Below are 14,294 nucleotides of genomic sequence, written 5' to 3'. Positions count from 1 at the left end.
CAACCCGGCTGCGGATACGGCACACGCCGGAGCGGCACTGTGGTCTTCAGGCCGCTTCGGGTGCGACAGGAAAACTTTCTGATCCGGATCGGCCGGCCATGCCGCGAGGCACCCGGGCCATGGGTGCCCGATCCCGGATCGGAGACACAGATGACCACGTCCGACACCACGACGATTGCGTTCAGCGGACCGGACAACGTCGGCAAGACCAAGCAGATCGGCATCCTCGACCGCCGAAGCGGCCCGGATTCGGAAGCCACCGGCCCCCTGGACCAATACGACCCGCGCTGGGCTGCCATCAAGGACCGCGGGATGGGCGCCTGGTGGTTCGACGACGGCCCCATCGAGGAGGTGGCCGATGTCCTGGCCAGTTCCTACCTCGGCCGGTCACGTCGTTCGGCCACGACCGCGATCCGGTTCATGGACCGAGGCATTCCCATGCTGGAAGCCTCACTCGCGGCCACGGTCGCAGTCCGTGAAAACCTCGATGCCGCCAACGCCGCCCAGCGCACACGGCTGCTTTTGAAGCCCTATCAGGACGACCTTCGCGCCGCGGAGGATGCCGAGTACGGCGTCCTGCTCCTCCACCACGAGGACCCGGTCAGCGGGACTGCCCGCAGTTTGTCGTACGAGCCGAGCGTCACCCGCGTCTACGCGGACTACCAGCGCCATCTCCACGAACAGATCCACCGCCTCGTCCGTGACGGGCGCTTCGACAAGACCGTCGTCGTCGGCGGACGCCGCGTTGTCGCGGTCCAGGACGAGATCCGCCGGCACCTCCACCAGGTCAGCCCGGTCGTTCCGGCCCGCGCGCTGCCCGGGGTACGGATCGTGGCGCTCGGCGGCATGTCCGAGAGCGGCAAGAGCACCGCGGGCGAGTATCTGCGGGTCCGGCACGGATACGGCCGCCTGAAGATCGGGCACCTTGTCGAGGATGCCGCCCACCCGCCCACCGGTCGGGGATCGCCGACCCGTACCGGATCGGCGCCGTCGTCCAGGCGGAACTCCTTCTCGACGGCTTGGACCGGTACTGTGCGTCCCACCATTTCCTCGACCGGGTGACCATCGAGTCCCTGCACGACCACGCCTCGACCGCCGAACTGCGGCGGATGCTCGGCGACCAGCTCACCATCGTCTACCTGGAGACCTCGCCCAAGATCCGTGAGGAGCGCGGCACCGCAGGGCCGGCCGATGTGGTGGAACGAGACGCGGTCAAAGCGCGTCGTGGTGCTGCCGCGATCTCCACGCTCGCGCATGAGGTCGTCAACAACAACGGCAGCCGTCTTGTGCTGGAGCGCAGGCTCGACCGGCTCGCCCTGGCCCGGCGCTGGCCCCTGCGGCGGCCGGTGACGGCGCCGGTCAACAGTCTTGGCCTGCCGGTCAACCTGGAGTCGTATCTGTCCGCACTGCTGGACCGGGTCACAGGGACGCCACCGCTGATCGACCTGCTCGCGGTCACCGGCAGCGGAGCGCGCGGCAAATATCAGCATGGCTGGAGTGACCTGGATATCTTCGTGGTCGCAGCCCAGGAGTCCACCTCGCGCCTGCGGCAGGCCCTGGCCGAGCTGGAGAGCGAACTCGGCGGGGTCAAACTCGGACTGACCATCGTGACCCAGGACGAGTGCCGGACAGGCGCGCTTTCCTCGCGCCTGCTGCATGTTCTGGCCCTCATCGGCAGCGGAGCCCTCCTTCCGCTGTGGTACAGCCCCGGCCTGGCTCTTCCCGCTCCCGATGCCGCCACGGATGTCGGCACGAGCGTGGAGGCTGGTATCCAGGCCGCTGTCGAGATCCGCCGCCAGCTCCTCAAGGGGACGCCGGACCTGCGGGCCCTGTTCAAGGTCACCGCGCTGCTGGCCAAGGTCATGCTCCGCTTCACGGGCGTCGAGTGTGCCTCGGACGACGACGCCTTGGCGGTGTTCCTGAGCCGGGAGCCGGGCGACCCGGGCGACCTGCGGAGTGACGCGCGCGGTGACCGCCGGAAGGCGGAGGAGCTGGCCCATTCCGTGCTCGGTCACTGGCTGGCCACGATGTCGTCCCCCGAGCCGGTGCGGAAAGGGATGGTCCGCTGATGACCGTTCTGAAGGCGCCGACGCGTCCGGTCTTCCGGAAGGCTCTCAGCCCGGAGAAGGCCAAGGCGGAGATCCGGGGCTGGCATGAGGTCTCCGGCCGGCTCCGGGTACCAGAACTGCTGGGCTGCACTCGGCGCTTCGGCAAGTATCTGGTGATGTACGAGGACGTCTTCGCCGGCGGCCGGTGCGGCATGCTCCTCGGCGACCTCATCGCCACCGCCGACCGCGACCCAGGAGCCGTCCCCCGGGTGATCGCCCTGATGGACGCCGTCTGCGACGACCTGGTTTCTGCGGTGGAAGCGACCGGGCAGACGGCGCCGCTGTCCGCCTGCGTCCCCGCCCTCTACCAGCACCGCATCCGCCCCGGCGGCCGGGTGGAAGCGTGGTACCTGCGTGGCGGTCCGGCCATCACCACCTCGCGCACCGGCGTTCCGCTGTCCCTGAACACTCTGGCCGGCTACGACCTGGTGGTGAACGGCACTGCCCTGCGGCTCGACCTGCCGGGGCTCCTCCGGGACGCCCGGGAAGCCCTACGCCCTGACAGCCGATGGGTCACCGCCCTCACCCAGGGCGATCCGACCGAACCCAACATCGGCGAACCTGTCTGCTGGCTCGACTTCGAGTACGCCGGACGCAACACGATCGCGGGCGAGATCGCCAACCTGCTCTGGTACCTCCTTGCGATGGGCGGCTGGCTCGTTCCGGCCTACCAGCCCGACGTCTACGCCCGCACCCTGCGTCTGAGCCTGCCGCCTTGCGCGACCCCGCTGGTCGAACATGCCGAGTTGTCGCAGCGGCACCGCCGCGTGGAGGTCCAGTACTCCTGGCCGGTCGGGCCCGGGCGCCGCGCCGCGATTACCCAGCTCCTCGATCGGACCAGATCCGACCTCGGCCCGGCCGCCGGCCTTACCTCGGACGGCTTCATGGCCCGGATCAGCCACTTCCTGGCCGTACGCATCCTCGGGGTGATCCCGCCCGGCCGGCTCACGGCCACTGACCTGCTGCTCCTGCTGGCCAAGCTCGCAGAGAGCCAGGACCCCGAGGCTGTCGGCGAGGTCTTCACACGTACCGCTTCCCTGCCACCGACCGGAACCAGCGAGAGGAAACGCCGGTGACCACTGCCGCTCTGCTTGAACTCCCCATCGTCGCTCAGCCCCTCCGGGGACGGGTGGCCCTGGTCACCGGCGGAGCCACCGGCATCGGGGCCGCGATCAGCAAGGCCTTGGCCGCCGCCGGTGCGTCGGTGGTGATCAACCATTTCGCCCGGATCATTGATGCCCGTGCGGTCCTGGGCGACATGCGCCGCGAAGGCCGGAACGGGATCGAGATCAACGCCGACCTCACCGACCCCCATGCCGTCGCCACGATGAACAGTCAGGTCGAATCCGAACTCGGCACCGTGGACATCCTCGTGAACAACGCCGGTGCCTACCCCCGTGTCTCCTGGGAGCAGACCGACGAGATCGAGTGGGCCCGGGCCATCGAGGTCAATCTCAGCATCCACTACCGCGTCTGCCGGGCCGTCACACCGGGAATGACCGCCCGCCAATGGGGACGCATCGTCAACGTCGGCAGCGTCAACGCTCGCGCGGGCCGTCCCGGCCTGACGGCCTACAGCACCGCCAAGGCAGGCCTCCTCGGCCTGACCCGCTCGCTGGCCCGGGAACTTGGCCCGCACGGGATCTGTGTGAACACTGTCCTCCCAGGGGCCATCCAGGTTGACGCCGAGAACGCCCTGCCCAGCCACCACCGGGTCGGCCCGACGGAGCAGATCCAGCGGCAGTGCGTTCCGCGCCGAGGCCGGCCCGAGGATGTCGCGGCGGCGGTGGCTTTCCTCGCCAGTCCGTCCGCGTCCTTCATCACCGGGCAGTCGTTGCACATCGACGGGGGATGGCTCCTTCACTGAACACCCCCGATTACCTTCGACAGGAAGCAGACCGAAGCCGTGATCGAACGAGTCCGAGCCGTCCTCATCACCCCGAACGGCACCCTGCTGCTGATCAAGCGCATCCGGCCGGGCATCCCTCCGTACTGGGTCATCCCCGGCGGCAAGGTGGAACCCACCGACGCCGACCGCGAAGACGCACTCCTGCGTGAGATCCGCGAGGAGATCGCGGGAGAGGCCGAGATCCTGAACCTCCTTCACACGATGGAAACCACTGACGAACGGCAGTTCTTCTATGTGGCCAAGGTCCGGAAGTGGTCCTTCGAGGACCGCACTGGGCCCGAGTTCAGCCAGGAAGGCCGCGGCGAGTATCTGTTGGAGGAGATCGCCCTCACCACCGAAGCCCTCGGAGCGGTGGACCTCAAGCCCGAGGAGATCGCCGACGTCCTGCGCAACGCCGTCGATCGTGGAGATCTCCTGTCCCTGGTGTAGCGCCGCTGTTCGTGCCTCGGGTCCGTGACCACCGGGTCGTGGGATTCCGCGACCCGGTGGGCCGGGATCCGGAGTACGGGGAGCCGGGAGCGCACGACGTAAGAAGCCTTGAAGAATCTGGGAGAGAACCTTTCCCAACCCATCCCCAGCCCACTCCCGTTCCCTCTCACTCGCGCGGGTGAAAACGGCAACATCTGGTCGGAGGGGTGGGGTTGGTGTGGTTACGCTCAGCGACACAACCCCAGAACGTACGACGGCCCCCGGCCGGGACTGCGAATCCCGATCGGAGGCCTCACCACCTAGGAAGTAGGCCCTTCCCGATGGCTGCTCAGCAGCTTAGCGCGACCCAGAGCACTCAGTCCGGCATTCCGACGAGCGGCGTACGGCATGTGCGCCACCGGCACACCGAGCGGTTTACCGTGGTCGGAAACCATCTCGCCCAGCACCGTGGACTGTCGCTGACTGCGATCGGTCTCGCTGTGCACATCCAGTCGTTGCCCGACGGGGCGAAGATCGGCATCAAGGCTCTGGCGGCGAGATTCGCCGAGGGCGAGGTCGTGATCGCGCGGGCGCTGAGGGAGTTGGAGGCGTGCGGCTATCTCAGCCGTACGAAGGAACGCACGCCAGGTGGTCGTTGGGTGACACGGACGGTCGCGTACGACGACCCGTCGGCGGTGGGGACCGTGCCGAGTTCATCGCAGCCGCCGAAGCCGAAGCCTGGGCGGAAGTCGGAGTCGGCCGGGCCGGAGCCAGCTGCGCCGAAACCGGTCCAGGCGCTTCCGGAACCTGACCACCCGGACCTCGCCCACCACCGCACGGCCACCGAGATCCTCGCCGGGCTCCGGCGCGACGCTCCGAGCCTGGTGCTGTCCGAGCGCGATGTACGCCGACTGGCGCCCGCCGTATCGGCCTGGCTGGAACGGGGCGTGGAACCCGAAGCCGTACGCCGCACCCTGACCGCGTCGCTACCACCGGCCCCCATCAACCACCCGGCGGCATTCCTCGCCCACCGCCTCACCGAACTCCTGCCGCCGCCCCTCCCCGCCGTACCGGCGGCGCCACGTATCGTCCCGCTTCAGAACTGCGACCGTTGCGACCACGCTTTCCGCGCCCCGGAACCGGGTAACTGCCCTGGCTGCAGCTTGTTACCGGGGAGCTGAAGGGCTGTTCGACCAATGGAGCTGAACAACAACGCGGAGACGGCGCCGAATGCGTCGAGGTTGCCGATGACTTCGGCGGTATCGTTCCCGTTCGCGACCGCGAGGCTGGTCGTTGCTCGTGTCCGCCGTCAAGCGCGAGGATTTCCCGGCCCTGGTGAACGCAGTTCCCGTATTTTCGATGCGTCCCGCGACCTCGGCCGACCGTTCCGCCGTGGCGGAGCTGATCCATGCCCGGTGTACGTGGATGGAGCAGCGCGGAATGCCGAGTTGGCGCGAGAGCGCGGATGATCTCGCATCCCAGTGCGACAACCCGTACGGCGACGTCTGGCTCCTGGAGATGGACGGCTCACGCGTCGTGGGCCGTACGACCGTTCAGGACCAGGGACCGCCGTGGGGGTGGACGGCGGAGGAGAGGTCCGAGCCGGCCCTGTATCTGAACACATCGGTCACCGACCCGGCTGTGCGGCACCTCGGGCCGGGCACGCTGATGGCCTGGTGGGCGGTCGACCGGGCGGCCCGAGAGGGCCGGGCATGGGTACGCCGGGACTGCTTGTGGCCGGACCTGGTGCGCTACTACGAGGCGCAGGGCTTCACCCTGTTCCACGAAGTGGAGCGCACCACGTACCGGCTCTACATGCTCGGCCGCCGTGCGGAGCGGATCGACGGCCTGGCCGACCGGTTCAGGACAGGAACGCCGTCGCGGCCAGACGCGGAGTGACGACGTGGAGGAGTTTGGCGTGGAACTCCTCGTCGTAAGGCTCACCGGTCAGCCCTGCGCCAGGCGTTTCTTTGAAGCCACGTATCGGTGGGCTACTCGTCATCTTGAGCGAGCGCGGCTGATACCTCCGCAGGCGTGGCGGGCCTCGTGCTGCTCGTCGGCGCCGTCCACAGTGGACCGCCCGCCACCGGATGCATCTCTACGATGCCGTCGTGCTCAAGACCTAGGTACCCCACCACGCCGGTGCGGATGTCGACAGCGACTCGTTGACTGACTCGGGTACGCCAGTTCCGGTCAGGATTCGTAACCGTCATTCCGGCCTCCGGGTGGAGTTCTACAGGCTGGGAACTACCTCGGCAAGAAGTACGCGTTCGGCGCCGGCCCCGCGCGAGGTCACCGCGGACCGGCCGCCGCCGCTGCCGGGGGCGCCTCCGACAGCGGCGGGTCCGTGACTACTCCCCGAGGAACACCGGGTTGGTGAAGGCCGCCAGGGGGCCCGGGAGGCCGGGGAGGGTGGGGGTGTGGCGTACTTCCGCTCGTACGTAGGTCGCGTAGGCGGGTGTGGTGCGCCACTCGACCGTGCCGGTGCCCGATGCCGGGAGGGGGGCTGTGTGGAGGGTGCCCTGGTCGGTGACGAGGTGGGCGGTGCAGCCGGGGGCTCCGGTGACCTCCAGGCGGACGGTCACCGGGTCGTCCGCGTTCACGCGCAGGCGGTCGCCGATGCCCGCGTGGCGGCCCCGGCCGCCTGCCGCGCCGAAGCTGAGCGAGACCGCGGAGGACTCGGCGACATAGCTGTGGCCCGCGCGGATACCGGCCAGGATCGCGTCCCGGCTGAGGTCCTCGGCCAGGACCACCGTCTGCGGGGTGCCGATGGGGTCGGGGTCGCGGTGCGCGTCGCTGTTGCCCATCGCCGGGGTCCAGGCCCGGCCGGAACGGGCCGCCGAGACCAGGGTGTTGTCCCAGTCGGCGAGCGAGACCTCGTCGTCCACGGTGTACGGGCCGTTCCAGACCTCCACCGCGTCGGCGTCCGCGAAACCGAACTTCCAGTTGCAGCCGATACAGGTGGCGTGCGGGTGCGCGGGGACGACCAGCCCCTCGGCGCGCCGGATCTCCCGCGCGTAGTGGCCGAAACGGTTGTCCCGGGCGCGGTAGCGCCAGTCGACGAAGGTGCCGGGGTCCGTGCCGATGGCCAGCACATGGCCGTTACGGGTGGTGACCTCCTCGCCGGTGAGGATCAGCAGGTCGTCGCCCCACAGGCCGTCCCAGGCGCTGTGCCCGGAGTGGGTGTTGTGCTCACTGGTGTTGATGAAGTCGAGGCCGGCGGCGCGGGCGAGCGCGGCGATCTCGGCGGGGGTGCGCCTGCCGTCGGAGTGCACGGAGTGGATATGGCAGTCGCCGCGGTACCAGGCCCGGCCGCGTCCCTTGGCACGCTCGGGCGGGTGCACGGGCGCCGGGGTCCTGCCCGGGTCGCCGAACTTCAGGGTGATGGTGACCTGGTACGCGAGGCCCTGCGGGGCGACGGTGTACGGGCCGAGCGCGATGTGCCAGGTGCCCGCGCGTACCGGGCCCGGGACATAGCCGGGGCTCGCCGCGTCGGCGCGCAGGAAGAACTCCGTACGCGCACCGCCCGACCAGCCGCGGAAGCCGCGTCCGCCGAGGGCCGTGCCGCGTTCGTCGAAGATGCCGATGTCGAGGGCGTTGCCCTGGGTGCCGGCCGGCATCTGGGGCCGTTCGTAGCTGTACGAGACATGGATCTCGCGGACGCCGCGCGGCACCTCGACGGGCAGATAGACGAAGTCGGGGGAGCCGGTCGGCAGTGTGCCGGTGACGGTCCGGGTCTGCTCCTCACCGGTGCCAGTGCCGGTGCCGGTGCCCGTGCCGAGGGCTTCGGCGCCGAGGGCCCCGGCGCCGTCCCCGCCCGCGGGCGCGGCGCTCGCGAAGCTCACGGTACTCAGCGTAAGCGCGGCGGCGGCTCCCGTCACCAGGAGTCCGCGTCTGCCGGGTCCGGCGGTCCCGTGGTTCTCGTCCTCGCGGTGGTGATGGTCTGTGTGGTCCTTGCACATTCCGGCGGCTCCCAGGGTGCCGAGAGGGATACGAGCGGTCACATGAGCGGTCACGCGACCGGTCATACGAGTCGTGCCTTCGCACCCTGGTATCGAGCCGTGAACCGGCGTGCAAGGGAAGGGGCTTGACGGGTGGCGGGAAAACGGCCAGGACATGGCACGGCCGCCGACCGTCCTGCCGACACGTCGGAACCGGGATCAGAGGTGACCCTTCGTACCGGCGCGCCGGGCTTCCCGTTCCGCCGACGCACCCCCTCCGCTCCCGCCCTGCTCCCGTCGCCCTCCCCACCGTTGCCCGGCCCCCCATCGTGACCTGCGTCTCCCGGGCCGCCCGTCCCCCGGCGGAGCGGGTGGCCGAACGTATCCTCAAAGGATGACGACGCGCGTGCCGCAGGAACCCGGGACCGGACGATCCGCCCAACGGCCGACCGAACAGCCGGCCGGGCGACCCGCTGAACCGTCGGGCGGAGGGCCCGCCGAACCGTCGGAGGGGCGGTCCGCGGAACCGTCGGGCGGACTGCCCGCCGAACAGCCGTCGGGCGGGCAGGCCGCCGGGCGGCCCACCGCCAACTCCATGCGCCGGGCGCTGAAGCGGGCGCGGGACGGGGTCGCGCTCGATGCCGGTGAGGCGGCCGTGCTGCTCCAGGCCCGTGGCGACGACCTCACCGATCTCGCCGCCTCCGCCGCGCGCGTACGGGACGCGGGCCTGGCGGCGGCCGGACGGCCCGGGATCATCACGTACTCCCGCAAGGTCTTCATCCCGCTGACCCGGCTGTGCCGGGACAAGTGCCACTACTGCACCTTCGTGACCGTGCCCGGCAAGCTGCGCCGGGCGGGCCACGGGATGTTCCTGTCGCCGGACGAGGTCCTGGAGATCGCTCGCCGGGGAGCCGAACTGGGCTGCAAGGAAGCCCTGTTCACCCTCGGCGACAAGCCGGAGGACCGCTGGCCCGAGGCCCGCGAGTGGCTGGAGGCCGAGGGTTACGACGACACCCTCGCCTATGTCCGGGCCATGGCGATCCGGGTCCTGGAGGAGACCGGCCTGCTGCCGCACCTCAACCCCGGCGTGCTGTCCTGGACCGACTTCCAGCGGCTCAAGCCCGTCGCGCCGAGCATGGGCATGATGCTGGAGACCACCGCGACCCGGCTCTGGTCCGAGCCGGGCGGCCCGCACCACGGCTCGCCCGACAAGGAGCCCGCCGTACGGCTGCGGGTCCTGGAGGACGCCGGCCGCTCCAACGTCCCCTTCACCACAGGGGTGCTGATCGGTATCGGGGAGTCGTACGAGGAGCGCGCCGACTCCCTCTTCGAACTCCGGCGCGTCCAGCGGGCGTACCACGGAGTCCAGGAGGTCATCGTCCAGAACTTCCGCGCCAAGCCGGACACGGCGATGCGCGGTATGCCGGACGCGGAGCTGGAGGAACTGGCGGCGGCCATCGCCGTGGCGCGGCACATCCTCGGCCCGTCCGCGCGCATCCAGGCCCCGCCCAATCTCGTCGACGCCGAGTACGCCCTGCTGATCGGCGCGGGCATCGACGACTGGGGCGGCGTCTCGCCGCTGACCCCGGACCACGTCAATCCCGAGCGCCCCTGGCCGCACATCGACGAACTGGCCGCGAAGACCGCCGAGTCCGGATTCGCGCTGCGCGAACGGCTCACGATCTACCCCGAGTTCATCCAGCGCGGCGAGCCCTGGCTCGACCCCCGGCTGCTCCCGCACGTACGGGCGCTGGCGGACCCGGAGACCGGCCTCGCCCTCGACGTGAACCCCGCCGGACTGCCCTGGCAGGAGCCGGACGAGGGCTTCACCGCCATGGGACGGACGGATCTGCACCGCACCATCGACACCGAGGGCCGTACCGCCGACCGCCGTGACGACTTCGACGAGGTGTACGGCGACTGGGAGGCGCTGCGCGAGGCGGCGGCGCCCGGCATGGTCCCGTCCCGGATCGACACGGACGTACGGTCGGCCCTCTCGCAGGCCGCCGACGACCCGACGAAGCTCACCGACGACGAGGCGCTCGCCCTGCTCCACGCGGACGGCCCCGCGCTGGACGCGCTGACCCGGATCGCCGACGAACTGCGCCGCGATGTGGTCGGCGACGATGTCACGTACATCGTCACGCGCAATATCAACTTCACCAACGTCTGCTACACGGGCTGCCGTTTCTGCGCCTTCGCGCAGCGCCGTACGGACGCCGACGCGTACACCCTCTCCATCGAGCAGGTCGCGGACCGGGCCGAGCAGGCGTGGGAGGTGGGCGCGGTCGAGGTCTGCATGCAGGGCGGTATCCACCCCGACCTGCCGGGCACGGCGTACTTCGACATCGCCCGCGCGGTGAAGAAGCGCGTTCCCGGCATGCATGTCCACGCCTTCTCCCCGATGGAGGTCGTCAACGGCGCCTCGCGCACCGGTCTGTCGATCCGCGAATGGCTGACGGCCGCCAAGGAGGCCGGACTCGACTCGATCCCCGGCACGGCGGCGGAGATCCTCGACGACGAGGTCCGCTGGATCCTCACCAAGGGCAAGCTGCCGACGGCGACCTGGATCGAGGTCGTGAAGACCGCCCATGAGCTGGGCATCCGCTCCAGCTCCACGATGATGTACGGCCATGTGGACCAGCCGCGCCACTGGCTCGGCCACTTCCGTACGCTGGCCCGGATCCAGCAGGAAACGGGCGGCTTCACCGAGTTCGTCACCCTTCCCTTCATCCACACCAACGCCCCCGTCTATCTGGCCGGTATCGCCCGCCCGGGACCGACGGACCGCGACAACCGCGCGGTGATGGCGATGGCGCGGCTGCTGCTCCACCCGCACATCACCAATATCCAGACGAGCTGGGTGAAGCTGGGCACGGAGGGCGCCGCCGAAATGCTCCGCTCCGGCGCCAACGATCTCGGCGGCACCCTGATGGAGGAGACCATCTCCCGGATGGCGGGCTCCAGTTACGGCTCGTACCGCTCGGTCAAGGACCTGGTCGCGATCGCCGAAGCGGCGGGCCGCCCGGCCAAGCCGCGTACGACGCTGTACGGCGAGGTCCCGGAGGAGCGCGTACGCGCGGCGGCGGCCTCGGACGGCCATCTGCCGCAGCTGCTGCCGCTGCTGCCCGCCTCGGGCGACGGGGCCTGACATGGGTGCCGCGCGACCGTCCGCGCGACCGTCGCTCCAGGAGCGGATCCGGCGGCGCAGGCGCGCCTCGTTCGTCGGGCGCCGGCGGGAGCTGGCGCTGTTCCGGGAGAATCTCGAACTGCCGCTGGACGACGAGCGGCACCGGTTCCTCTTCCATGTCCGGGGCAACGCGGGGGTCGGCAAGACCTCGCTGGTACGGGAGTTGGAGCAGCTCGCCCGGGAGCGCGGGGCGCTGACCGCGTACACCGACGAGGCCGTGGCCGGGGTACCGGAGGCGATGGCCGCGATCAGTGAGCAGTTCGGGCGGCAGGGCAGACCGCTCAAGGCGCTGGACCGGTCCCTCGCGACCTACCGGCAGCGGCGGTTCGAGGTGGAGTCGGCCGCACTGGACGGCGGCGGCCCGCCGCAGGACGGCCCCTCGGCCGGGGCGATGGCCGTCGCCAGGGCCGGGCTGGCCGGGCTGGGCATGGTGCCCGGGGTCGGCGTGTTCACCGGGGCGGCGGATCCGGCCCAGGTGGCCGAGGGCGCGGACCGGTTACGGGCGGCGGTCGCCGCGCGGCTGCGCGGTCACGAGGACACGGAGCTGGTGCTGTCGCCGCTGCGGGTGCTCACCCCCGTACTGGTCTCGGAGATACGGCGGGTCGGCGCCGAAGTGCCCTGGATCGCCCTGTTCTTCGACACCTACGAGCGCACCGGGCCGTTCCTGGACCTCTGGCTGCGCGATCTGGTCACCACCGAGCGGTACGGCGCGCTGCCCGACCATGTCGTCGTCACGCTCGCGGGACAGCGCCGGCTCGATCCGGGCTGCTGGGGCGACTACGCGGACGCGGTGACGGATCTGCCCCTCGATCCCTTCACGGAGAGCGAGGCCCGGCTGCTGCTCGCGGACAAGGGTGTCGTCGACGAGCCGGTCGTACGGGATGTGCTGCGCCTTTCCGGCCGGCTGCCCGTGCTGGTCTCCACCCTCGCCAGCAACCGGCCGGAGGGCCCCGGCGATCTGGACGATCCCAGCGCCACGGCCGTGGAGCGCTTCCTCAAGTGGGAGCGGGACCCGGCCCGTCGGGCGGTGGCCCTCGCCTGCGCCCTGCCGCGCCGGCTGAACGAGGACATCCTCCGCGTGGCGGTCGGCGCGGACGGTACGGTCCGTGCGGACGGGACGGCCGGTGCGAATGGCGTGGACGGCGCGGCGGCCTCCGCCGGTGAGGAGGAGGCGGCCGGGCTCTTCGGCTGGCTCTGCTCCCTGCCCTTCGTCAGCGGCGGGGCCGGCGGCCGGGTCCGTTACCACGACGTCGTACGGGATCCGATGCTGCGGCTGCAACGGGCCACCTCCCCGCGCCGGTGGACGGCGGCGCACACCCGGCTGGCCGAGGCGTTCGCGCAGGAGCGCGAGGCGGCAGCGGACGGCGACGCCGAAAACGGGTCCGGACAGGGGGAGGAGGGGATCGGCCCCGACCGCCGCTGGGTCCAGGAGAGCTGGCGCGAGTCACGCCTCGAAGAGTCCTACCATCTGCTCTGCGCCCGGCCCGCCGCCGCCCTGCCCGCCGTGCTGCGCGACGGGATCGCGGTCTGCCGACTGGGCCCCGTGGAGGTCCGCCGCTGGGCGCGGACGCTCGCCGACGCGGGCCGGGACAGCGGCTCGGAGCCGGTCGCCGCGTGGGGCGCGGACTGTCTCGCGGCGCTCGTGGACGAACGGCGGTACGCCGTCGACGTCCTGGGCCTGCTGCTCACCCGGGCCGCACTGACCGACCCCGACCGGACCGCCGCGTACACCGCCCGTGGCTGGAACCACTTCCGCGCCGACGCGCACGAGGAGGCCCTCGCCGACTACGGCCGGGCGCTGGCCCTCGACCCCGCTTGGGTGGCCGCGTACCACGGCCGCGCGCTCACCCACCGGGCGCTGAACGACTTCACCCGCGCCCTGGCCGATCTCGACCGCGCCGAGCAACTGGCCCCCGGGACGGCCTGGGTGCCGCGCGAGCGGGGCGAGACGTACCGCAGGGCGGGACGGCCCGAGGAGGCCGTCGCCGAACTCGACCGCGCGCTCGCACGCGACCCGCGCGATCCGCTGATCCTGGGCAGCCGGGGACAGGCCAAGGTCCAGCAGGGACGGGAGCGCGAGGCGCTCGTGGACTTCGACCGCGCCATCGAGCTGTCGGGCGACTACATCTGGGCCCTGAGCCGGCGCGCCCATGTGCGCGGCCGGCTCGGCGATGTCGCCGGGGCACTGGCCGACCTCGGCAGGGCCGAGCGGCTGGCCCCGGAGATGGCGCAGGTGCCGGGGGAGCGGGGAGAGGTGTACCGGTTCGCCGGACGGTACGAGGAGGCCGTGGCCGAGTACACCCGGGCGCTCGCGCTCGACCCTTCGTACACCTGGGCGCTGGGCAGCCGCGCCATGGCACTCAAGTCCCTCGGCAGAACGGCCGAGGCCCTCGCGGATCTGGACCGCGCGCTGGAACTGGACCCCGGCTACGGCTGGGCCTCCACCCGCCGCGCGGAACTGCTGGCCGAGACGGGCGCGGCGGGTACGGCGGGTACGGCGGGTACGGCGGGTACGGTCGCGGGTCGTACGGCGACGGGCCGTACGGCGAGGGACGGTACGGCGACGGGCGGTGGCGCGGGCGGCGCCACGTAAGCCCGGGGCGAAGCGCGGGGCAGGGCCCGGAGGCGGGCCGGAAACCTCTGGGACCGGAGCCGGGCCGAGCCTCTGGGCAGCCGGGCCCCGGTGCCAAAAGTGATCTCCTGGGCGACGGACCCCATACCGCCCCGCCTGCGCCCGT

General features: G+C 71.2%; 10 protein-coding genes. 9 read left to right on the top strand and 1 reads right to left on the bottom strand.

From position 1 onward, the window contains the following. The first annotated feature begins 150 nt into the window (after nucleotides 1-150). The 7 genes from ACWGDX_RS30825 (at nucleotide 151) to ACWGDX_RS30795 (ending at nucleotide 6,324) form a co-directional block, all read left to right on the top strand. A complete protein-coding gene (locus tag ACWGDX_RS30825; protein ID WP_453630867.1) occupies nucleotides 151-1,062 on the top strand; it encodes a hypothetical protein in 912 nt (303 codons plus the stop codon). Beyond that, nucleotides 1,059-2,069 (top strand): nucleotidyltransferase domain-containing protein, encoded by a 1,011-nt coding sequence (locus ACWGDX_RS30820; RefSeq protein ID WP_453630865.1) that lies wholly within the window; start codon nucleotides 1,059-1,061, stop codon nucleotides 2,067-2,069. Before ACWGDX_RS30825 ends, ACWGDX_RS30820 begins: the two co-directional genes overlap by 4 nt. Then, nucleotides 2,069-3,184, top strand: coding sequence for a hypothetical protein (locus ACWGDX_RS30815; RefSeq protein WP_453630863.1), 1,116 nt, complete (start codon nucleotides 2,069-2,071; stop codon nucleotides 3,182-3,184). Before ACWGDX_RS30820 ends, ACWGDX_RS30815 begins: the two co-directional genes overlap by 1 nt. Continuing rightward, complete coding sequence (locus ACWGDX_RS30810) at nucleotides 3,181-3,975, top strand: SDR family NAD(P)-dependent oxidoreductase (protein ID WP_453630861.1); 795 nt, start codon at nucleotides 3,181-3,183, stop codon at nucleotides 3,973-3,975. Before ACWGDX_RS30815 ends, ACWGDX_RS30810 begins: the two co-directional genes overlap by 4 nt. Nucleotides 3,976-4,014: 39 nt before the next feature. After that, on the top strand, nucleotides 4,015-4,446 hold the full coding sequence (locus tag ACWGDX_RS30805) for an NUDIX hydrolase (protein WP_453630859.1): 432 nt from the start codon (nucleotides 4,015-4,017) through the stop codon (nucleotides 4,444-4,446). Between the two features lie 320 nt (nucleotides 4,447-4,766). Next, entirely contained in the window at nucleotides 4,767-5,606 is an 840-nt protein-coding gene (locus ACWGDX_RS30800) for a helix-turn-helix domain-containing protein (protein WP_453630857.1), read from the top strand. A gap of 178 nt (nucleotides 5,607-5,784) precedes the next feature. Continuing rightward, entirely contained in the window at nucleotides 5,785-6,324 is a 540-nt protein-coding gene (locus ACWGDX_RS30795) for a GNAT family N-acetyltransferase (protein ID WP_453630855.1), read from the top strand. A gap of 452 nt (nucleotides 6,325-6,776) precedes the next feature. Here ACWGDX_RS30795 and ACWGDX_RS30790 read toward each other — a convergent pair whose 3' ends face one another. After that, nucleotides 6,777-8,387 (bottom strand): CehA/McbA family metallohydrolase, encoded by a 1,611-nt coding sequence (locus tag ACWGDX_RS30790; protein WP_453630872.1) that lies wholly within the window; start codon nucleotides 8,385-8,387, stop codon nucleotides 6,777-6,779. A 373-nt stretch (nucleotides 8,388-8,760) separates the two neighbouring features. Here ACWGDX_RS30790 and ACWGDX_RS30785 point away from each other — a divergent pair, with 373 nt between their 5' ends. Together ACWGDX_RS30785 and ACWGDX_RS30780 are read left to right on the top strand one after the other, a co-directional pair. Next, on the top strand, nucleotides 8,761-11,517 hold the full coding sequence (locus tag ACWGDX_RS30785; RefSeq protein ID WP_453630853.1) for a bifunctional FO biosynthesis protein CofGH: 2,757 nt from the start codon (nucleotides 8,761-8,763) through the stop codon (nucleotides 11,515-11,517). A gap of 1 nt (nucleotide 11,518) precedes the next feature. Then, a complete protein-coding gene (locus ACWGDX_RS30780) occupies nucleotides 11,519-14,149 on the top strand; it encodes a tetratricopeptide repeat protein (protein WP_453630851.1) in 2,631 nt (876 codons plus the stop codon). The last annotated feature ends 145 nt before the right edge of the window (nucleotides 14,150-14,294 follow it).

The organism is Streptomyces sp. NPDC055025, from assembly GCF_053608565.1.
This window is presented reverse-complemented; position numbering and strand designations above follow the sequence as displayed.

Excerpts from the sequence above, each read along its gene's own strand:
- ACWGDX_RS30825 (WP_453630867.1), top strand. The coding sequence starts at position 151 with ATGACCACGTCCGACACCACGACGATTGCGTTCAGCGGACCGGACAAC.
- ACWGDX_RS30815 (WP_453630863.1), top strand. The coding sequence starts at position 2,069 with ATGACCGTTCTGAAGGCGCCGACGCGTCCGGTCTTCCGGAAGGCTCTC.
- ACWGDX_RS30800 (WP_453630857.1), top strand. The coding sequence starts at position 4,767 with ATGGCTGCTCAGCAGCTTAGCGCGACCCAGAGCACTCAGTCCGGCATT.
- ACWGDX_RS30795 (WP_453630855.1), top strand. The coding sequence starts at position 5,785 with ATGCGTCCCGCGACCTCGGCCGACCGTTCCGCCGTGGCGGAGCTGATC.
- ACWGDX_RS30790 (WP_453630872.1), bottom strand. The coding sequence starts at position 8,387 with ATGTGCAAGGACCACACAGACCATCACCACCGCGAGGACGAGAACCAC.
- ACWGDX_RS30785 (WP_453630853.1), top strand. The coding sequence starts at position 8,761 with ATGACGACGCGCGTGCCGCAGGAACCCGGGACCGGACGATCCGCCCAA.
- ACWGDX_RS30780 (WP_453630851.1), top strand. The coding sequence starts at position 11,519 with ATGGGTGCCGCGCGACCGTCCGCGCGACCGTCGCTCCAGGAGCGGATC.